This window comes from Aquabacterium sp. OR-4, from assembly GCF_025290835.2.
Lineage (GTDB): Bacteria > Pseudomonadota > Gammaproteobacteria > Burkholderiales > Burkholderiaceae_C > Pseudaquabacterium.
Genome location: NZ_JAOCQD020000001.1, coordinates 1,288,914 through 1,308,627, shown reverse-complemented (window position 1 = coordinate 1,308,627; position 19,714 = coordinate 1,288,914). Strand labels below are relative to the sequence as shown.

The window sequence follows — 19,714 nt, the reverse complement described above, 5'->3', positions numbered from 1 at the left end:
CGTGGTGGTGCGTCAGAGTGGCTTGTAGAACACCGTGGTGGCGCACAGCCCGCCCTGCGGCCAAAGCGCGTAGCCGGGGATCACGCCCACGCGCTGCCAGCCCAGGCGGGCGTACAGGCGCTCGGCGTCGCCGCCGGTCACGGTGTCGAGCACCAGCAGGGTCTTGCCGCGTTGGTGTGCCAGCGCCTCGGCCGCGCGCATCAGGCGTTCGGCCAGGCCGCAGCGGCGGGCGCAGCGGTGCACCAGCATCTTGGCCAGATCGGCGCGGTGGGGCTGGTTGTCGGGCTGCGCCAGCACCAGCTGCACGGTGCCGACGATGTCGCCGGCAGCATCGCGCGCCACCAGCAGGGCGCGGCGGCCGGCGCGCACATCGTCGGCCACGCCCTGCCAGAAGGCCTGTGCCTGGGCCGGCGTCAGGTCGGCCATGAAGGACACCGAGGCGCCGCCGGCCACGCAATCGAGCAGCAGCTCGGCCAGGCCGCTCAGGTCGGTGCTGTCGGGGCGGCCGAGTTCATGCACGGTGAAGGGGGCGGGGGTCATGGGGGTTCCTGCGGGCACGGCTCAGCGGGCCGGCAGCGTGGCCACGGCCACCAGGTACTGCGCGGGCTCGTGGCCGGGGTTGTAGAAGGCGGTGGGGGCGTCCAGGCGCATCGCCAGGCAATCGCCGGCGGCCAGCTGGTGGGTGACCGGGCCCACGGTGATCTGCAGCGTGCCGGCCATCAGCCACACCTGCTGCTGCACCGCGGGCGCGCGGGCACCGGTTTCGTAGGCCACCCGGGCGCCGGGCGGAAACCGCACTTCCACCAGTTGCAGCACGGTGTCCACGCCCGGTGGCGTGAGGCTGCGGCGTCGGTAGCCCGAGCCCGGGTCGGTCCACTCGGCCTGCTCGGCGCGGCGGGCCACGGGCGGCGGCGGTGCAGCGCCGGGCGGCGCCTGAAACAGCTCGGCCAGGGCCAGGCCCAGGCCATGGGCCACACGCTCCAGCACCACGGCGGTGGGGCTGGTTTCGCCACGCTCGATCAGCGACAGCATCGAGCGGCTCACACCGCAGCGCGCGGCCAGGCCGTCCAGCGACAGGCCGGCGGCCTGGCGCAGCTGGCGCACGCGCGCGGCAAGGCGCTGGTTCAGGCTGTTGTCATCGACCATGTTGCATCCATCATGTTGGATCAATCATCTAGCATGATGGATTAGCGCGTCAAGCACCCGGGCCGGGTGTCAGTGCGGCGGGCCCCAGACCAGGCGCAGCAAGGCGATCAGCCCGCCCAGGCTGACAAAGGACGCCAGCGTGGCGCCCAGCATGCACGCGGCATTGAGCGCCTGCAGCCCGTAGCGCTGGCCGAGGATCGGGTAGATGCCCAGCATCGGCGCCCCGGCCAGCACCACGGCCGACCAGGCCAGCGGCAGTGGCATGGGCCCCAGCAGCCACAGCGCCGCGGCCACGCCCAGCGGATGCAGCAGCAGCTTGCCGGCGGACACGGCGGCCACGTGGGTCTTCAGGCCCTGGCCGGCTTCCAGGCCCACCAGCGCACCGCCGATGTAGAACAGCGACACCCCGGCCGAGGCGTTGGCCATCAGCTCCACGGCCTTTTGCAGTGCCTGCGGCAGGGCCAGCCCGGCATGTGTGCGCAGCCCGCCCAGCAGCACACCGGCCACCAGGCCCAGCACGATGGGGTTCTTGCGCAGCCCCCAGCCGGCGCGCACGATGGCCCGGTGCAGCGGCTCGTGCTGCGCGGCGGCTGAATCGGCAATCGCCAGGCACAGCGGCATCATCAGGAAGTTCTCGACCACCATGGTCAGCGCAAAGGCCACCGCGGCCTCGGGGCCCACCAGCTGCAGGGCCAGTGGAAAACCCACGAAGGCCGAGTTGGAGCAGCTCATGCCCATGGCGGACATGGCGGCGCGCTCGCGTGGCTGGCCGCGGCTGCGCGCCCACAGCAGGCCGGCGCCCAGCGCCAGCAGCGAGCCGGCCGCGTAGGCCAGCAGGTAGCGGCCGTTGGCCACCTCCATCGGATCGCGCTGGCCCAGCGCCCGCAACAGCATGGCCGGGATGCAGAAGCCGATCACGAAGCGGCCCAGCGCAGGCAGCTGGGTACGGTCAAACAGGCCGGCGCGCACACCCAGCCAGCCCAGGCCGATCAGCGCAAAGATCGGCCCGGTGAGGTTCAGCAGCTCAAGCACCGGTGGCTGAACCCGCGCCGAACTCCTCGGTGTCGACCTCGGCCGAATTGGTGGCGTTGTAACGCGCACCGTGGATGGCCTGGGGCGTGAACAGCGCGTCCAATCGGGCCATCAGCGCGGCCGGCAGGGCCACGCCGGCGGCGCCCAGGTTCTCGTGCAGGTGATCGACGCGGGTCGTGCCCGGAATGGGCAGCACATGCGGGCCGCGGTGCAGCAGCCAGGCCATTGCCAGCTGGGCCATGCTGCAGCCGGCCTCGCCGGCCAGCGCGGCATAAGCCTCCAGCAGGGCCAGGTTGTTGGCGTAGTTGGTGGGGGTAAAGCGCGGCATGGCGCGGCGGATGTCCTTGGCGTCAAAGCCGCTCACATCGCGCAGGGTGCCGGTGAGGTAGGCGCGCGCCACCGGGCTGAAGGCCACGTAGGCGATGCCCAGCTCGGCGCAGGCCGCCAGCGTGCCCAGCTCGGCATTGCGGCTCCACAGCGAATACTCGCTTTGCAGCGCGGCAATCGGCGCCTCGGCATGGGCCCGGCGCAGCGTGGCGGTCGACACCTCGCTCAAGCCCAGCGCGCGCAGCTTGCCCTCGGCCTGCAGCCGCGCCATCTCGCCCACCGATTCTTCGATCGGCACCTGCTTGTCCCAGCGGTGCAGGTAGTACAGGTCGATCACCTCGGTGCCCAGGCGCTGCAGGCTGGCCTCGACATCGCGGCGCACGCTGGCCGGGCGGCCGTCGATCACGCGCTGCAGCGCACCGCCGGGGCCCACCGGCTGGCCGGTCATGCCACCCTTGCTGCACAGCGTGATGCGCTGGCGATGGGGCTTGAGCACGCGGCCGACCAGTGACTCGTTGGCACCAAAACCGTACAGCGCCGCGGTGTCGAACAGCGTTACCCCGGCATCGAGTGCCGCCAGCAGCACGCGCTCGCCCTGCTCGGCCGACACCGGCGCGCCATAGGCATGGCTGAGGTTCATGCAGCCCAGGCCGATGGCCGAGACCTCGAACGGGCCGATGCGTCGCGCGGGGAGCACTTGCGGGGGCACAGGAGAGGGTTGCGCGGGGGCAGGACTGGCGGACATCGACAACTCGGCTACGGGGGATGGCCACGATTCTGGCCGATCAAGCCGGCCCGCCGACTGCGCCGGCCTGGGCAATGGCGATCAGCGCGCGGGCGTTTTTGCCGCGCCCGATGGCGCCTGCGCGCGCCAGAGCGGAAACGGGCATGACGGCCCTGTGCCAACACGCGCCTGACGGCCCGGCCCGGCCGGGCCGCACGCCCGGCCTGGCCCCATGGGTTCAGCCCCGCGCGGTGCGCTCAGCCTGGCGGCGTGGCGCCGCTGCGCCGGCGGGCGCGCTGCACAGCGGCCAGCAGCGCCAGTGCGCCCAGCCACAGTGCGGCGGTGCCGGGCTCGGGCACCGTGGTGATCACCAGGTTGTCGTAGATCACCCAGTGGCCCGGCACCGAGCCGACGGTGAGGCCGGGGCGCGAAACGCCGGGCACATAGGCGGTGTCGTTGAACTCGACGATGGCCGCCAGGTGATTGTTCTGGATCACCACGCTCACGTGGCCGGTGGCGCTGATGTCCACCGAGAAGTGGGTGAGCATGTTCTCGTCGGGCGTGAAGCCCAGGCTGCCGCTCAGGCCCAGGTTCGGCACCTGGTACTTGTCCCAGTAACCCGGGTGGATGAAGAACACCTGGTTGCCGGTGGTGAAGCCCACATTCGTATTGCCCGGCGCGCCGGTGATCCAGGTGTCGAACTCGAATCGCAAGTCGCCCGGCGCGCCGTCGAACACCAGGTGGCCGTTGAGGCCACCGGTGCCGTACAGCAGCAGTTGGCCACCCACCACCCTGGCATCGGCCACACCACCGCTGACGCTCAGGCCGTAGGTGGCGGCCACCGCCGCCAGGCCCTCGGCCGGTGCATCAAACTCGATGAGCTGCTGCCCGGCCTGTGCCGTGCCTGTGCCCAGGCTCAAGCCCAGCCCGATGCCGGCGGCCATGGCCAGCGCCGTGAGCGCGTTTCTGGCTTGTTTCATGATCAGTCCTCCTGCCTCGTGAATCGATCAGCGCCATGCTCGGGCGGCACGTGCAGGGGCGCATCGCGCAGATGCATGAGGCGGCGTGCCACCCCCTTGAACGCGGTGACGCCGCGCACCAGTGCCCGCCGGCCGATCGCGCAAGATCGTGAGGCGCGGGCCACGCATTCGCGCGACCATGCCCGCTGCGGCCTGGCCGGGTGGCCGCGCCCTGCCCTCCACCCGATGCCGGCCAAGGTGAACCATGCGCGCGCTGCTGATCGACGACGAACAACTGGTGCTGGACGGCATGGACGCCTACCTGCAAGTGGCGCTGCCCGACCTGAGCATCGACAAGACCAGCGACCTGCCCGCGGCGCTGCAGCTGGTGGCCACCGTGCCCTACCGCCTGGTGCTGCTGGACTGGCACCTGGTGGACGGGCGCGGCCAGCCGATTGACGGCCAGGGCGTGGTCGAGGCACTGCGCCGGGCCGGCTCGCGCGCGCCGATCCTGCTGGTCTCGGGCGAAGACCCGCAGCGCTGCAAGGACTGGGTGCACCGCCTGGGACTGGCCGGCCATGTGCCCAAGAGCGCCAGCGGTGCCGCCCTGGTGGCGGCCATCCACACGGTGCTGGCCGGCGGCACCGCCTGGCCCGACGATGCCGCGCAGGCGCGGGCCCGCGCCGCCGCACGCCGCGAGCCCGCCAGCGCCGATGACGGGCTGCAGACCGAGGCGCTGCGCCTGCGCTTTCCCGAGCTGACCGAGCGCCAGGCCGAGGTGCTGAAGATCATGGTGCAGGGCGCCGGCGACAAGCAGATCGCGCGCACGCTGGACCTGTCGCTCAACACGGTGCGCAGCCATGTTCGCGGCGTGCTGGCGGCGGTGGGCGTCAACCGGCGTGGCGAGGCGGTGTTTCGCGCCCTGTCGCCCGAGGACAATGGCCAGCACTGACACCGCCCTGCTGGCGCAGCTGGCCACCGCGCGCGGCCAGGTGCGGCGCTCGCTGCTGCCGGTGGCGCTGGCCCACGCGCTGGTGGCCGGGCTGCTGTGGCAACAGGGCGTGGGCCTGGCCGCGGCGGCCTGGTGGTGCGCCGTGACCGCGGTGAACCTGGCCCGCAGTGCCCGTGCCCGGCGCCTGGCCGCGCAGGCCCCGGCCCCGGCCCAGCTGCGCAGCATGGGCCGCTGGCTGCTGCTGATGGGCCTGCTGGAGCCGGTGCCGCTGCTGCTGTGCGCCGGCTACGCCAGCCAGGAGAGCCAGTACCTGGTGAGCATGGTGCTGCTGGGCCTGACGGTGGGTGGCGTGTCCAACCTGGCCGGCCTGCTGCGGCTGTACCTGCTGTGGGCCCTGCCGCTGTGCGCCACGCTGGCCGGCCTGTGGCTGGCGCGCGGCGGCCCCGAGGGCTGGGGCATCGCGCTGCTGGTGCTGCTGTTCTTCGGGCTGCTGGGCAGCTATGTGCGCGACTACGGCGCGCTGCTGCGCCGCGAACGCGAGGCCGCCACGGCGCTGCGCCTGGAGCGTGACCGTGCCACCGCGGCCGTGCATGCGCGCAGCCAGTTCTTCATGGCCGCCAGCCATGATCTGCGCCAGCCGCTGGGCGCCATCCGCTGGTATGGCGAGGCGGTGCTCGAGCATGCCCGGCAGCTGCAGCACGACACGCTGGCCGACATCGGCGCCGGCCTGGCCCGCGCCGTGGCGCGCACCGAGCCGATGCTGGCGCAGTTGCTCGAGGTGGGCCAGCTCGACGCGCCGGGCGCGGCCGAAGGCCCCGCCGAGGCCGCGGCGCCGGTGGCCTTGTCGGGCCTGCTGCAAAGCCTGGCCGAGGCCTGGCAGCCCGAGGCCCAGACACGCGGCCTGGCGCTGACGCTCGAGATCGACCCGCAACTCGACGCGCCGCAGGTGCACAGCAGCGAGGCCGGCCTGCGCCGCATCTTCGACAACATCATCGGCAACGCATTCAAGTTCACCCCCAGTGGCGAGGTGAGCCTGAGCCTGCAGCGTGTGGCCGATGCCGCGGCGCCAGCCGGCGGAAGCCCACCCGGCAGCGGCAACCCTGGAGGTGCCGGAAGTGCCGGACTTGCCGGAGGTGTCGGCAGTGCCGGCAGTGCCGGCCGGGTGCGCCTGAGCGTGCGCGACACCGGCATCGGCATCGCGCCCGAGCACCTGCCGCGCCTGTTCGATGATTTTTACCAGGTGCCGCAGGCCGGGCGCAGCGCCGCGCGCGGCGTGGGCCTGGGCCTGGCGATTGCGCGCCGCCACGCGCAGCGCCTGGGCCTGGAGCTGCAGGTGCACAGCGTGCCCGGCCAGGGCAGCTGCTTTGCCTGCGAGCTGCCGCTGCTGGCGGTGGCGGCGGCGGTGCCGCTCAGCCGACCTTGAGCTGCTGCTCGAGCTGGTGCAGCACCTGGTAGCAGGGCAGCACCTGGGCCACGCTGCCATTGGGCTCGCGGCCTTCGCTGATGGCGGCAAAAAACTCGCGGTCCTGCAGCTCGATGCCGTTCATCGACACCGCCACCTGGCTCACGTCGATCTTCTCTTCCTTGCCGTTGAACAGGTCGTCGTAGCGGGCGATGTAGGTGCCGCTGTCGCCGATGTAGCGGAAGAAGGTGCCCAGCGGGCCGTCGTTGTTGAAGCTCAGCGAGAGCGTGCAGATCGCGCCATTGGCGGCCTTGAGCTGGATGCTCATGTCCATCGCGATGCCCAGCGTGGGATGGATCGGGCCCTGGATGGCATTGGCCTTCACCACCGGGCTGCCGCACTGGTAGGCGAACAGGTCCACCGTGTGCGCGGCGTGGTGCCACAGCAGGTGGTCGGTCCAGCTGCGCGGCTGGCCCAGCGCGTTCATGTTGCTGCGCCGGAAGAAGTAGGTCTGCACATCCATCTGCTGGATGTTGAACTCGCCAGCCTGCACCTTGTGGTGCACCCACTGGTGGCTGGGGTTGAAGCGCCGGGTGTGGCCGCACATCGCCACCTTGCCGGTTTCGCGCTGCACCTGCAGCACCTCTTCACCCTCGGCCAGCAGGTCGCACAGCGGAATCTCGACCTGCACATGCTTGCCGGCCTTCATGCAGGCGATGGCCTGCTGCGCATGCATCTGCGTGGGCGTGCACAGGATCACCGCGTCAACCTCGGGCAGCGCCAAGCTGTCGGCCAGCTCGGTGCTGACATGGCCGATGCCGTACTGGCTGGCCACCTCGCGGGTCTTGTCGAGATCGCGGCTGATCAGCGAGACCACCTCCACCCCGGCGATGTGGCGGATGCCGTCGAGGTGCTTGATGCCGAACGCGCCGGCACCGGCGAGTGCAACCTTGATCTTGCTGGACATTTACTGGTTCTCCATGATGAGGTGACCCACGGCCGTGTTCGATGCCGGCACATGGTAGAAGCGGTGTTTGACGGTGGGCCTGGCGCCGCCGGGCCGGTCGGTGTTGACATCGGCCATGGCGCCGCGCGCAATCAGCCACATCACCAGCTCGATGCCCTCGCTGCCGGCCTCGCGCACGTAGTCGATGTGCGGCACCTGGCTGCAGGCCTGCGGGTCGGCAATCATCTGGTCGAGCCAGGCGTTGTCCCATTCGCGGTTGATCAGGCCGGCGCGCGCGCCCTGCAGCTGGTGGCTCATGCCGCCGGTGCCCCAGATCTGCACGTTGAGGTCTTCATCAAAGCTCTCCACCGCGCGGCGGATGGCCTGGCCCAGCGCAAAGCAGCGTTTGCCCGAGGGCACCGGGTACTGCACCACGTTGACGGCGAACGGGATCACCTTGACCGGCCAGGCCTCGGGCTGGCCGAACATCAGCGACATCGGCACGGTCAGGCCGTGGTCGACGTCCATCCGGTTCACGATGGTCAGGTCGAACTCGTCCTGGATCACGCTGTGGGCGATGTGCGAGGCCAGCTCGGGGTGGCCCTGCACCACCGGCACCGGGCGCGGGCCCCAGCCCTCGTCGGCCGGCTTGAACTCGGCCGCGCAGCCGATCGCGAAGGTGGGAATCATCTCCAGGCTGAACGCGGTGGCGTGGTCGTTGTAGACCAGAAACACCACATCGGGCCGGTTGTCGCGCATCCACTGCTTGCTGGGCTCGTAGCCCTTGAACAGCGGCTGCCAGTACGGATCGCTGCTCTTGCCCAGGTCGAGCGCGGCGCCGATGGCCGGCACATGCGAGGTGTAGACGCTGGCGGTGATCTTGGCCATCAGGCTTGTTCCTTCTTCGCTGCTTGTTCACCGCGGCTGCGGTTGCCTTCGACCGAGCGGCCGCCGGCCAGCATCATGGCCGCGTACTGCTCCTGGGTCATGCCGGTCATGCTGGCGGCCATGTACTGGAAGCTCTTGCCGTCGGTGGCACCGATCTTGGCCAGAAAGTAGATGTTGCCGCCGGCCGCGATGCAGCGGTTCAGGTCACGCGTGAGCACGCCCTGCTTCTGCTCTTCGGTCATGGCCCATTGGTCGAGGTAGGCCCGCTCGTCGGCCTTGAAGCGTTCGCGGTTCTCGGCCTTCATCAGGCTCATGCAGAACTGGTTGAGCCAGTAGCCCCTGCGCGACTGCTCGGCATCGAAGATCGTGGTGCCGGGGATGTCTTGATAAGGTTTGTCGAGTGCCATGGGCAGGCCTCCTGTGGGAATGGGGTCGGGGCTCAGCCCTGCCGGGCGGCGCCCGGGGGCTGGTGGCCCCGGGGCCGCGCAGCGGCCACGTGCGTGGCCATGGCGGCAGGGGCAAAGCGGTGGGGGCGCCGCATGTTCAGCGCGTGCAGGCAAAGCTGCTGGCCGCGTTGGCGTCGCCGCTGCCCTGGTAGCGCGGCCAGGCCGGCCACTCGCACAGCGGATGGGCGCGCTGCACCGTGAACGGTGCCTTGGGTGCCTGCTGCACCAACTGCAGCTGGGCCGGTGCGCGGCCCTTCTCCACCCAGTCGGCCAGGGCCTGCAGCATGTCCACCTGCGAGGGCGCACCGCTGCCCACATGGTCGACACCCGGCGCGGTGAACAGGCGCACGAACTCGGCCGTCTTCTGGGCCCCCATGCGCGCCTGCACCGACTCGACATAGCCGATGCCGGCATACGGGCTCTGGGCGTAGTCGGCCATGTTCTCCAGCACGATCAGCTTGCCGCCGCGGGCGTGAAAGGCCGACAGATCGGGGTTGGTGGCGTCCATCAGCGCCGACACCTCGCGCACCCGGGCGGCGTACTTCTCGGGCGTGACCTGGCGCGGGTCGATCTTGGGATCGCGCGCATACACGTACTGCAGCGCACCGGCGCCGTAGACCCAGGCAATGCTGTTGTCGGGCGCCGGCGGCACCGCCGGTGCGGCCTTGCCCAGCCACCAGGTGCTCCAGCCGCCGGTGGGGCCGTAGCTCAGCGTGTCTTCGCCCGATACGCCCCAGCCCGGGTAGTCGGTCAGGCCGTTGGCCAGCGTGAACGGAAACCGGTAGGGCGAGTGCAGGGTCTGCACCGCCTTGAGCTGGGCGTCGTTGAGGCAGCTGTCGCCGCCCTGCCCCACGCCGCAGCGCAGGCGCATCACATCAAAACGGCCGCGGCAGCCCGCGGCGTCGCTGACCAGGCCATCGGCCAGGCCGTCGCTGGCGTCGCAGGCGGCCAGCACGGCCTCGTGCACCAGCTTCACCTGGGCCGGGCGGATCCAGCCCTCGCCCATGGTGGCCACGCCGTTGCGCGTGCCGGCAAACTGCAGGCCGGTCCAGTGCAAGACCGGCACGCGGGCAAACACGCCGTCAAAGTCGGCCGGATAGCGCTGGGCCATCATCAGGCCCTCGCGCCCGCCTTCGCTGCTGCCCGCGAAGTACAGCTTCTCGGGGCCGCGGCCATAGGCGCGGCCCATCACCACCACCGCCACGTCGCGCACCTTCTTGTACGAGGCGTGGAAGAAGTTCAGCGCGGCTTCGTCGTTGAGGGCAAAGGTCTGCGGCGGCTCGCCGGGCTTGTTCTGGTGGCCCGAGTCGGTGCCATAGGTGGCATAGCCGCGCGCCAGAGGGGCCGGCTGGTCGAAGCGCGCCGCCGGCAGCAGGCCCAGGCCGCTGATCAGGGTGCCATTGAAACCGCCGCCGCCATACTGCACCGAGCGGCCGTTCCACTGCGCCGGCAGGTTGATCTGGAACAGGATGGGCGGTGCCTTCAGGTCCACCGGCGCGATCTGGCCCAGCACCTTGCAGTAGGCCGGCGTGGCCGGCGTGATCAGGGCCGCCGGCGTGGGGCCGCGCTCGGCCACGGCCAGCGGGGCCGCCGCCTGCCAGGTGGCCGAGTCGATGCGCGCGGCACCGCTGGCCAGCTTGGCGTTGGCGCCGATCAGGCCCGGCTCGATGGTCTGGCCGGCCAGGCCACGGCAGGTGTCGGCCACGTCGCGCAGCGGCACCGCGCCACCGGCGCTGCTGTCGGGCATCACGGACCTGGGCGGCCACAGCGAGCAGCCGGCCAGCACGGCGGCAGCGGCCGCGGTGGTGACGATGAGGCGAAGGGCCATGGCGTGTCTCCAGAAAGTTCGGTTGGGGTCTTGCAGAGCGCTCAGCCCCGGTGCGGCGGCCAGGCGGCTTCGGGTGGCGTCAAGCTTCCTCGGGCCAGTACAGGCGCATGGGGTTGGCCACCAGCAGCTTGTGCTGCAGCTCGGCCGTGACGGCGATGTGCGGGATGAAGTCGACCAGCAGGCCATCGTCGGGCATGTGGTCCTTGAGGTTGGGGTGCGGCCAGTCGGTGCCCCACAGCACGCGGTCAGGAAACTCTTCGACCACCCGGCGCGCAAAGGGCACCACGTCGCGGTAGGCCGCCTGCTCGCCCTGCAAGGCCCGGGGGCCGGTGAGCGACAGGCGCTCGGGGCAGCTGACCTTGCTCCAGACATTGGGGTGTTCGCGCATGAACTTCAGGAACAGGCTGAACTCGGGCCCGTCCACGGGCTGGCCGACATCGGGCCGGCCCATGTGATCAACCACCACCGTGGTGGGCAGCGCGGTGAAGAAGTCCCACAGCTCGGGCAGATCCACCGCCTCGAAGTAGATCACCACATGCCAGCCGAGCCGGGCAATGCGCCCGGCAATCTCCAGCAGCTCGTCCTTGGGCGTGAAGTCGACCAGGCGCTTGACGAAGTTGAAGCGCACGCCGCGCACGCCGGCGGCATGCAGTTGCTGCAGTTCGTCGTCGGTGATGCTGCGGCGCACCGTGGCCACGCCGCGGGCCTTGCCACCGCTGGCCAGGCAGGCATCGACCATGGCGCGGTTGTCGGCCCCGTGGCAGGTGGCCTGCACGATCACATTGCGGGCAAAACCCAGGTGGTCGCGCAGCGCAAACAGCTGGGCCTTGCCGGCATCGCAGGGCGTGTACTTGCGCTCGGGCGCAAACCCGAATTCGCCACCCGGGCCGAACACATGGCAATGTGCATCCACTGCGCCGGCCGGCAGCTGAAAGCGCGGCCGGGCCGGGCCGCTGTACCAGTCGAGCCAGCCGGCGGTCTTGGTGAAATCACCCGAGCAGGGCTTGTTCATGGGTGCCTCTCGTTCGATGAGTACATCGCCCGATCCCCCGAGGGGATGCGGGCCAGCTTGGGAGCGGCCCGGCGCTTGGCCCGCTCCCGGGTTCTGTGGGGCCTGGCCGCGGTCGGCCTGCGCAGCCGCGAGGATGCGGTCGGCCTCCGCAGCCGCCAGGATGCGGTCGGCTTCCACGCGCCAGTCGGCGCTGCGTGCAAAGGCCGGCGTGCCTTTGGGGCCGAACAGGCCCTCGTCCGCCAGATCGGCCACCCAGGCCTGGCGCTCGGCGGTGCCGCTGGCGCTCCAGGGGGTCAGGCCGGCGTCCTTCACGGTCACGGCCACCTCGCGCACCTCTTCGCTGCGGCGCCGGCCATGCTCGATCACGCGCTGGAAGAAGTAGGCCGCCTGCTTGTCCCAGTCAATGGCCGGAAAGGTCTCGTGCAGGCTGGCGATCAGCGCGTCTTCCACACCGTAGTGGCGCGCCGCGGTGAAGCTTTCGATGACCATGGCCTCCAGGCCCTTGATCATCACGCTGCGGCACATCTTGGTGGCGCTGGCCACGCCCAGGCGCTCGCTGCTGACCCGGCTGGCAAAGCCCAGCAGGTTGATCAGCGGGCTCAGCTCGGTGGCGGCGGCACCGCCCAGCAGCAGCGGCACGCGGATGCGGTAGGGCGGGATGCTGGTCATCACCGCGCCTTCCACGTAGCGCCCGCCGGCGCCATCGACCAGGGCCGCGGCACGCTGCTTGGCGCCGGGCGAGGCCGAGTTGAAGTCGAGGAAAAACGCACCCGGCTGCAGCGCGGGCGCACAGGCCTCGGCCACCGCCACGGTCTGGCTGGCAGTGACCGCGCTGACGATGAAGTCGGCCTCGCGCGCCAGCCCGGCCGCATCGGCGCACAGCCGCACGCCCAGGCCCTGGGCATGGCTGCGCAGCGGCCCGGCCATGGCCGGATCGTCGAGCTTGCGGTCCCAGGCGCTGACCTGCAGGCCCTGGGCGCGCAGGTCTTCGGCCAGGATGCGGCCAACCTCGCCGTAACCGACCAGGCCGATGCGCCAGTGACGCGGATCGGGCAACGTGTGGGGCATGGTGCTCACCTCGGGCATGGGCGGGCGCGCCGGGCTCAGTCGAGCGCGGCCTTGGCGCGGCGGATCACGTCGGCATACACCGCCGACTGCTGGGCGATGGTGGCCGCCAGCTGCTCGCGGGTGGACGGGAACAGCTCGTAGCCGAAGGTGGCATAACGCTCCTTCAGGTCGGGCTCGGCCAGGGCCTCGGCGATGTCCTTGGTGATCTTGTCGGTCACGGCCTTGGGCAGTCCGCGCGGTGCGGCAATGGTCGTCCAGCCGGTCACCTCATAACCCGCCGGGCCACCCGATTCGGCCACCGTGGGCACATCGGGGAACGCGGCGTGGCGCTTGGGGCCGGTGACCGCGATGAACTTGAGCTTGCCGCCCTTGTACAGCGGGCCGGCGGTGGCCAGCGAGCCCAGCGCCCAGTTCAGCTCGCCATTGGCCACCCCGGTGTAGAGCATCGAGGTTTCCTTGTAGATCACGTGCTGCATCTCGGTGTTGGTGCCGGCCTCGAGCAGGGCCGAGCCCAGGTGCACCGGATTGCCCACCGACCACGAGCCGTAGTTCAGCTTGCCGGGGTTGGCGCGGGCATCGGCCAGGATGTCGGCCACCGTGCGGTACTTGCTGCCGGTGCCCACGGCCACGAAGAAGTAGGTGCGAAAGAGCGGCAGCAGCGGATCGAAATCCTTCACCGGGTCGTACGGCAGTTTCTTGAACAGGTGCGGGTAGGCCACCAGGTGCACGTTGTCGAGCTGGATCAGCTCATGGCCATCGGGGTTGGCGCGCTTCCAGGCGTCGATGGCGATGAAGCCGTTGCCACCGGGCTTGTTCTCCACGACAACCGGCTTGCCCCACTTCTTCTGCAGCTTCTCGGCCAGGATGCGCAAGACGGCTTCAGGCCCGGCACCGGCCGGAAACGGCGTGGTGATGCGCACCGGCTTGGTGGGAAAGTCCTGCGCCGCGGCGGGCAGGGCCAGGCCCAGGGAGGCGGCAAGGCCCAGGCTGGCCAGGGCCAGGCGGCGGGAGATGGGGAGAGAGCGGTTCATCGGGCGTCGGTGCAAAGGTCAGAAAAGAAAGGCAGTGCGGTCAGTCGATGTAGCGCAGGCCGGCCGCGGCCAGCGGTTCGCGCATCTTGTACATGTCGAGGCCCAGCACGCCGGCGGCCAGCTTCTCGCGCTTGGCCCCTTCATTGGCCTCGCGCGCCTGGGCGGCGGCCAGGGTGTCGGCGGCACGCGCGCGCGGCACACAGACCACGCCGTCGTCATCGGCCACGATCACGTCGCCGGGCGTCACCCACATGCCGGCGCACACCACCGGGATGTTCACCGAGCCCAGCGTGGCCTTGATCGTGCCCTTGCTGCTGATGGCCTTGCTCCAGACCGGAAAGCCCATGCGGGTCAGCTCCTTGACATCGCGCACACCGGCGTCGATGACCAGTGCGCGCGCACCGCGGGCCTGGAAGCTGGTGGCCAGCAGGTCGCCGAAGTAGCCGTCGGTGCAGTCGGCGGTGATGGCCGCCACCACGATGTCGCCCGGCTGGATCTGCTCGGCCGCCACATGCATCATCCAGTTGTCACCCGGGTGCAGCAGCACGGTCACGGCCGTGCCCGACACCTGGGCGCCGGCATAGATGGGCCGCATGCAGGGCTTGAGCAGGCCCACCCGGCCCATGGCCTCGTGCACCGTGGCGCTGCCGAGGGCGGCCAGGGCGTCGGTGGTGGCGCGGTCGGCGCGGGAAATGTTGCGGTAGACGACACCGAGTTCGTACATGGTGAGAACCTTGAGTAGATGGTGGATCGGCGGCTGGCCGGGGGCCCGGCGGCCGCTCAGTCGGGCTTGATCTTGTGGGCCGTGATCAGGCGGGCATAACGCTCACGCTCGGCGCGCAGGTGCTGGGCGAAGGCCGGTGCGTCCATGGGCGTGGCCTCGCCACCGGCCGCGTTGAGGCGCTCGCGCACCTCGGGCGACTGCGCCGCCTTCAGCGCAGCCGCGCTCAGCCGGGCCAGCACCGGCGCCGGCGTGGCCGCGGGCGCCAGCAGCCCGTACCAGACCGAGGCTTCAAAGCCGGCAAAGCCGCTCTCGGCCAGGGTGGGCACCTCGGGCAGCAGGCCGGAGCGCCGCGCGCTCAGCACGGCCACGGCGCGCAGCCGGCCGCTGCGGATGTGCGGCAGCGCCTCCAGCACGTTCACCGCCACCACGGGCACCTGGCCGCCGATGACGTCGGTCAGCGCCTGCGTGCCGCCCTTGTAGGGCACGTGCAGCATCTGGGCCTTGGCCGCCACGGCAAACAGCTCCATGGCCAGGTGCGGCGTCGAGCCATTGCCCGGCGTGGCATAGGCCACCGCTTCGGGCTTGGCGCGGGCAGCGGCCAGCAGCTCGGCCAGGCTGGCGTAGGGGCTGGCCGGGTTGACCGCCACCACCACCGGCACGCGGCCGATCAGGGCCACCGGCGCCAGGTCTTTCTCCAGGTCGTAGGGCGGCGGCTGGAACAGCGTCATGTTGGCCGTCACCGCGTTGGCGGCCATCATCAGGGTGTGGCCGTCGGCCGCTGCCGCGATGGTGGCCTTGGCCGCGATGTTGCTGGCCGCACCGGGCTTGTTCTCGATGATCACCGCCTGGCCCAGGTCGGCCTGCAGGCGCTGGCCCACGGCGCGGGCCACCACATCCACCGCGCCGCCGGCCGAGTAGCCCACCTGGATGCGGATGGGCGCGCTGGGAAACGGTGCGGCCTGTGCCCAGGCCCCGCTGGCCCAGCCGCAGGCGGCCAGGCCCAGCCCGGTGAGCAGCAGGCGCCGGGGGGTGCGCGGCAGCGCGCGGGGGGTGATGATGGGGTTCACAGGCCCTTGCCCTTCAGGTGGGTATCCAGCCGCGCAAACACGCGGCGTGCGTTGCCTTCGTAGACCTGCTGCTTTTCTTCGGCGCTGAGCAGGGTGCTGGCCTCGATGTAGCGCTTGGTGTCGTCGTAGTAGAAGCCGGTCTCGGGGTCGATGCCGCGCACCGCGCCAATCATCTCGCTGGCGAACAGGATGTTCTTCACCGGGATCACCTTGGTCAGCAGGTCGATGCCCGGCTGGTGGTAGACGCAGGTGTCGAAGAAGATGTTGTTGAGCAGGTGCTCCTGCAGCAGCGGCTTCTTCAGCTCTTGCGCCAGGCCACGGAAGCGGCCCCAGTGGTAGGGCACCGCACCGCCGCCGTGCGGGATCAGGAACTTCAGCGTGGGGAAGTCCTTGAACAGGTCACTGGTCAGGCACTGCATGAAGGCCGTGGTGTCGGCGTTGAGGTAGTGCGCGCCGGTGGTGTGGAAGCAGCTGTTGCAGCTGGTCGAGACATGCACCATGGCCGGGATGTCGTACTCGACCATCTTTTCGTAGATGGGGTACCAGCTCTTGTCGCTGAGCGGCGGCGAGGTCCAATGGCCGCCCGACGGATCGGGGTTGAGGTTGATGCCCACGTTGCCGTACTGCTCGACGCACTTGACCAGCTCGGGGATGCAGGTGGCCGGGTCGACGCCCGGGCTTTGCGGCAGCATGGCCGCGGGGATGAAATGGTCCGGGAAGAGCTGGCTGACGCGGTAGCACAGCTCGTTGCAGATGGCCGCCCAGGTGCTGCTGACGTTGAAATCGCCGATGTGGTGCGCCATGAAGCTGGCGCGCGGGCTGAAGATGGTGAGGTCGCTGCCGCGCTCGCGCATCTTGGCCAGCTGGTTCAGCTCGATGCTTTCACGCAGCTCGTCGTCGCTGATCTTCAGGTCGCTCACCTTGGGCATCAGGGCCGGGTCCTGGATGCCGGCGATCTGCTGGTTGCGCCAGTTCTCCAGCGCCTTGGGCGCCGTGGTGTAGTGGCCGTGAACGTCGATGATCATGCGGTGCCTCGCTCGGGGTTGGGCGTGGAAGGAAGAGAAGGAACAGACAGAAGAAGAGAGAGAGAACGCGCTCGTGTGGCGCTTGTGGCCCAGCTCAGGCGGCAGCCATGCCGTGGCGAACTTTGGTGGCAGCGGCCTCGGGTGCGGCCATGGCGGCCAGCAGTGCGCGCACGGCGTCGGGCCGGGTGCTGTCGGCGCACACGGCGCCCGAGAACACGGTGTCGATCTGGATGGCCGGCGGCAGCGGGCCGACCACGGCAATGCCCGGCAGCGCGATCAGCTCGCTGAGCTGCTGAAAGCCCAGCGCGATCTCGCCGCGGGCCACCAGCTGGCCCACCGGCACGCCGGGCGGCGGCGTGACGATGCGCGGCGCGATCTGCTGGGCAATGCCCCAGCGCTCGAACAGCCTGGCCAGCGCCACGCCGCTGGGGCCGGTGGAATAGCCCAGGCTGGGCGCCGCCAGCACGGCCGCGCGCACACTGTCCTCGCTGGACAGATCGGGCTGCGGCGCGCCGGCGGCCACGGCCACGGCCACGCCCGAGCGGGTGAGATCCACCTTGCTGCCGGCCAGCAGGCGGCCGGCGGCCAGCAGCTTGTCGATGGCGTCCGAGGCCAGGATCACCACATCGAAGGCCTCGCCGGCCAGCACACGCTTGGCGGCGTCCACCCCACCCACCGACTCGATGGCCACCGCCTGGCCGCTGCGCCGCTGCCAGTCCTGCGCCAGTTCGCCCAGGATGGCGCGGGTGGCCATCGACGAGATGCCGCGGATCACGGGCGCAGGGGGGGTGCTGGACATGGCGCGGGCGGTGGCGACAACCACCGGTGGTGCTGCAGGGTGCGCGCATTCTTGTCCTGCACCGCCACGCCGCAAAGGCATGGCTGGCGATAGCAGCTATGCCGCATCGGCATGCCAGCATGGCCATGCCCTGGGCGCCGCGCACGCCCCTCTTGCGGCCGTGCTGGCCTGCCAGCGGCTCAGCCGGGTTGCGACTGCGCGGCCGCGCCCTGCGACAGGCTGCGGGCCAGCTCCACCAGCAGGCGGCTGGTCTGGCGCATCAGCGGGCTGGCGCGCTTGTGCGCCGAGGCCGCCAGGCACAGCACGGTGGCCAGGCGCGGCTCGACCAGCGGGCGCACCAGCAACTGATCGGCCCGGCCCGAGGCGGTCACGGCGCTGGCATGCAGCACCGCGTGGCCATGGCCGGCGCACACCAACTCGACGATGGCGGCAATGCTCGACACCTCCCACGCGATGTCGAGCCGCACACCGGCCAGCGCGGCCCGGGTTTCGAGCAGGCGGCGTACCGCGTGGCCACGCTCGGGCACGATCAGCGGGTAGTCGGGCAGCTGGCGCAGCGGTGCGGCGCTGGCCGCCGTGCCGCCCGACGCGCTGGCCGGCGACACCAGGCACAGCGGTTCTTCAAGCACCGGCGTGATCTCGAGCGCCGGCTGGGCCTCGGGGTTGTACATCAGGCCCACGTCCACCCGGCCGGTGGTGATCCACTCGACGATGTGGCTCGACAGACCCTCCACGATGGCCAGCCGGCCCAGCGGGCAGCGGCGCCGGAAGGCATCCACCAGCGGCAGCGTGAGCTGCCGGCTCAGCGTGGGCGGCAGGCCCACGGTGATGCGGCCGGTGGGCGCATCGCGCGAGGCGCCCATGTCGTTGCGCGCCGCCGCCACCGACTGCAGGATGGCCGTGCCATGCTCGAACAGGCGCTGGCCGGCCTGGGTCAGCGTGACGCCGCGGCCGTTGCGCAGCAGCAGGGTCTCGCGCAGGTCGGTCTCGAGCGCGCGCACCTGCCGGCTGAGCGCGGGCTGGGCGATGTCGAGCACCAGCGCGGCCTTGCTGAAGCTGCCCAGCTCGGCCACGTGCACAAAGTATTCGAGTTGCTTGAGGTTCACGGCGCGGCGCATTGTCCCGCAGCCGACGCACCCGGCCCCCGGGCGCCGGGATACTGGCGGCCCTGCGTCCCCAAGCCCCCTTCCCTCACTACCCCGCCCCGCCATGCACTACGACGCCCTGAGCCGCGACCACGGCCTGCCGCACGACCCCTTCAAGGCCCTGGTGGCGCCGCGGCCCATCGGCTGGATCGGCACCGTCAACCGGCAGGGACAGCGCAACCTGGCACCCTACAGCTTCTTCAACGCCATCAGCGACCGGCCGCCCATGGTGGTGTTTTCATCGGGCGGCCTGAAGGACAGCCTGCGCAACGTGCTCGACACCGGCGAGTTCACCTGCTCGCTGGCCACCCGGGCGCTGATGGACGCGATGAACCTCAGCTCGGCACCGGTGAAGCCCGGCGTTGACGAATTCGAACTGGCCGGGCTGACCGCGGCGCCGTCGCGCTTCATTGCCGCACCGCGCGTGGCCGAAGCGCCTGCCGCGCTGGAGTGCCGGCTGTGGCAGACCATGGCCCTGCCGCCGCACAAGCCGGGTGCCGAGTCGAGCTACACGCTGGTGATCGGCCAGGTGGTGGGCATCTACCTCAACGACGACTTCGTGCGCGACGGCCGCTTCGACATCGCCGCCACCGAGCCGCTGCTGCGCCTGGGCTACATGGACTACGCCACAGTGGGCCCGGCGCAGATCTTCGAGATGAACCGGCCATTGGCCAGCGCGGATGGTTTGAGTGCCGAGCTGCCGGCGGCGGGGTGGGATGGGGTGTATCGCTGAGGGATCTCTGGCGTTTCGCGGTCGGCTTGCGGGCGTTTCGCGCTTGGCTTGGGGGGCTTGGCGTGTGGGTGTTTGGCTTGGGGGGTATGGCTTTCGGAGATCGAGCCGGCGATCGGACCGGGCAGCGGGTGCGGCGGGCCGACGGAAGCGGTCGCCTGCGGCGACTGCGCTGCGGTGCTCGGCCCGAGGGCGCGCCGTACATTCAGCTCCGTGCGCCTGCGGCGCACTGCGCACAGGTCCGGCGAGTCAGTTGCACGAAGCGCGGTCCGGCTGCGCCGGCCCACGCCGCCCTCGGGCCTGCGCGCCTCGCCGCTTCCCACGGCCCGCCGCACCCGCTGCCCGGCCCGATCGCTCACACCACGGTGGCGCGCGTCCGGCCAACAGCCAACAGCCAACGGCCAAAGGCCAGCACCCAACGGCCAGCACACAGCGGCCAGCAGCGCCTCGCCAAGCGTTCGTG

At 70.9% G+C, this 19,714-nt stretch carries 19 protein-coding genes and 1 pseudogene; 3 read left to right on the top strand and 17 right to left on the bottom strand.

Annotation, left to right across the window (positions count from 1 at the left end):
- Positions 1–12: 12 nt before the first annotated feature.
- The 5 genes from N4G63_RS05560 to N4G63_RS05540 form a co-directional block, all read right to left on the bottom strand.
- Positions 13–540: a GNAT family N-acetyltransferase gene (locus N4G63_RS05560; RefSeq protein WP_260785696.1), complete on the bottom strand. Its 528-nt coding sequence runs from the start codon at positions 538–540 to the stop codon at positions 13–15.
- A 21-nt stretch (positions 541–561) separates the two neighbouring features.
- The gene (locus N4G63_RS05555; RefSeq protein ID WP_314599436.1) at positions 562–1,146 is read right to left on the bottom strand and encodes a helix-turn-helix domain-containing protein; all 585 of its coding nucleotides are present in this window, start codon (positions 1,144–1,146) and stop codon (positions 562–564) included.
- Between the two features lie 69 nt (positions 1,147–1,215).
- A complete protein-coding gene (locus tag N4G63_RS05550) occupies positions 1,216–2,178 on the bottom strand; it encodes an AEC family transporter (protein WP_314599435.1) in 963 nt (320 codons plus the stop codon).
- Positions 2,171–3,202 carry an aldo/keto reductase gene (locus N4G63_RS05545; RefSeq protein WP_260785698.1) on the bottom strand — a complete coding sequence of 344 codons (1,032 nt, stop codon included), beginning with the start codon at positions 3,200–3,202 and terminating at the stop codon, positions 2,171–2,173. The genes N4G63_RS05550 and N4G63_RS05545 overlap by 8 nt, the downstream gene beginning before the upstream one ends.
- A gap of 284 nt (positions 3,203–3,486) precedes the next feature.
- Positions 3,487–4,209: a PEP-CTERM sorting domain-containing protein gene (locus N4G63_RS05540; RefSeq protein WP_260785699.1), complete on the bottom strand. Its 723-nt coding sequence runs from the start codon at positions 4,207–4,209 to the stop codon at positions 3,487–3,489.
- Between the two features lie 244 nt (positions 4,210–4,453).
- On the opposite strand from N4G63_RS05540, the gene N4G63_RS05535 reads away from it, so the two are divergent.
- Positions 4,454–5,140, top strand: a complete 687-nt coding sequence (locus tag N4G63_RS05535; RefSeq protein WP_314599434.1) for a LuxR C-terminal-related transcriptional regulator — start codon at positions 4,454–4,456, stop codon at positions 5,138–5,140.
- The gene (locus N4G63_RS05530; RefSeq protein WP_260785701.1) at positions 5,127–6,563 is read left to right on the top strand and encodes a sensor histidine kinase; all 1,437 of its coding nucleotides are present in this window, start codon (positions 5,127–5,129) and stop codon (positions 6,561–6,563) included. Before N4G63_RS05535 ends, N4G63_RS05530 begins: the two co-directional genes overlap by 14 nt.
- Here the strand turns inward: N4G63_RS05530 and N4G63_RS05525 are convergent.
- The 12 genes and pseudogenes from N4G63_RS05525 to N4G63_RS05470 all read right to left on the bottom strand — a co-directional run bounded on the left by N4G63_RS05525 (position 6,550) and on the right by N4G63_RS05470 (position 18,482).
- Positions 6,550–7,509 carry a Gfo/Idh/MocA family oxidoreductase gene (locus N4G63_RS05525; protein ID WP_314599433.1) on the bottom strand — a complete coding sequence of 320 codons (960 nt, stop codon included), beginning with the start codon at positions 7,507–7,509 and terminating at the stop codon, positions 6,550–6,552. The genes N4G63_RS05530 and N4G63_RS05525 overlap by 14 nt on opposite strands.
- On the bottom strand, positions 7,510–8,376 hold the full coding sequence (locus N4G63_RS05520; protein ID WP_260785703.1) for a class III extradiol dioxygenase subunit beta: 867 nt from the start codon (positions 8,374–8,376) through the stop codon (positions 7,510–7,512).
- A complete protein-coding gene (gene ligA, locus N4G63_RS05515) occupies positions 8,376–8,783 on the bottom strand; it encodes a protocatechuate 4,5-dioxygenase subunit alpha (RefSeq protein ID WP_260785704.1) in 408 nt (135 codons plus the stop codon). Before ligA ends, N4G63_RS05520 begins: the two co-directional genes overlap by 1 nt.
- A 136-nt stretch (positions 8,784–8,919) precedes the next feature.
- Positions 8,920–10,650: a tannase/feruloyl esterase family alpha/beta hydrolase gene (locus N4G63_RS05510; RefSeq protein ID WP_314599432.1), complete on the bottom strand. Its 1,731-nt coding sequence runs from the start codon at positions 10,648–10,650 to the stop codon at positions 8,920–8,922.
- A gap of 79 nt (positions 10,651–10,729) precedes the next feature.
- Positions 10,730–11,662: an amidohydrolase family protein gene (locus tag N4G63_RS05505; RefSeq protein ID WP_260786677.1), complete on the bottom strand. Its 933-nt coding sequence runs from the start codon at positions 11,660–11,662 to the stop codon at positions 10,730–10,732.
- A 261-nt stretch (positions 11,663–11,923) separates the two neighbouring features.
- Positions 11,924–12,730: pseudogene (locus N4G63_RS05500) on the bottom strand (NAD(P)-dependent oxidoreductase); the annotation flags it as partial.
- Between the two features lie 35 nt (positions 12,731–12,765).
- Complete coding sequence (locus N4G63_RS05495; RefSeq protein ID WP_260785706.1) at positions 12,766–13,761, bottom strand: Bug family tripartite tricarboxylate transporter substrate binding protein; 996 nt, start codon at positions 13,759–13,761, stop codon at positions 12,766–12,768.
- Between the two features lie 40 nt (positions 13,762–13,801).
- Entirely contained in the window at positions 13,802–14,485 is a 684-nt protein-coding gene (gene ligK, locus N4G63_RS05490; protein WP_260785707.1) for a 4-carboxy-4-hydroxy-2-oxoadipate aldolase/oxaloacetate decarboxylase, read from the bottom strand.
- A gap of 56 nt (positions 14,486–14,541) precedes the next feature.
- Entirely contained in the window at positions 14,542–15,552 is a 1,011-nt protein-coding gene (locus N4G63_RS05485; protein WP_314599431.1) for a tripartite tricarboxylate transporter substrate-binding protein, read from the bottom strand.
- Complete coding sequence (locus tag N4G63_RS05480) at positions 15,549–16,577, bottom strand: amidohydrolase family protein (RefSeq protein WP_314599430.1); 1,029 nt, start codon at positions 16,575–16,577, stop codon at positions 15,549–15,551. The genes N4G63_RS05485 and N4G63_RS05480 overlap by 4 nt, the downstream gene beginning before the upstream one ends.
- A gap of 94 nt (positions 16,578–16,671) precedes the next feature.
- On the bottom strand, positions 16,672–17,376 hold the full coding sequence (locus tag N4G63_RS05475; protein ID WP_314599429.1) for a substrate-binding domain-containing protein: 705 nt from the start codon (positions 17,374–17,376) through the stop codon (positions 16,672–16,674).
- Between the two features lie 179 nt (positions 17,377–17,555).
- Entirely contained in the window at positions 17,556–18,482 is a 927-nt protein-coding gene (locus tag N4G63_RS05470; RefSeq protein ID WP_260785709.1) for a LysR family transcriptional regulator, read from the bottom strand.
- A 103-nt stretch (positions 18,483–18,585) separates the two neighbouring features.
- Here N4G63_RS05470 and N4G63_RS05465 point away from each other — a divergent pair, with 103 nt between their 5' ends.
- Positions 18,586–19,254: a flavin reductase family protein gene (locus N4G63_RS05465; protein WP_260785710.1), complete on the top strand. Its 669-nt coding sequence runs from the start codon at positions 18,586–18,588 to the stop codon at positions 19,252–19,254.
- Positions 19,255–19,714: the final 460 nt, after the last annotated feature.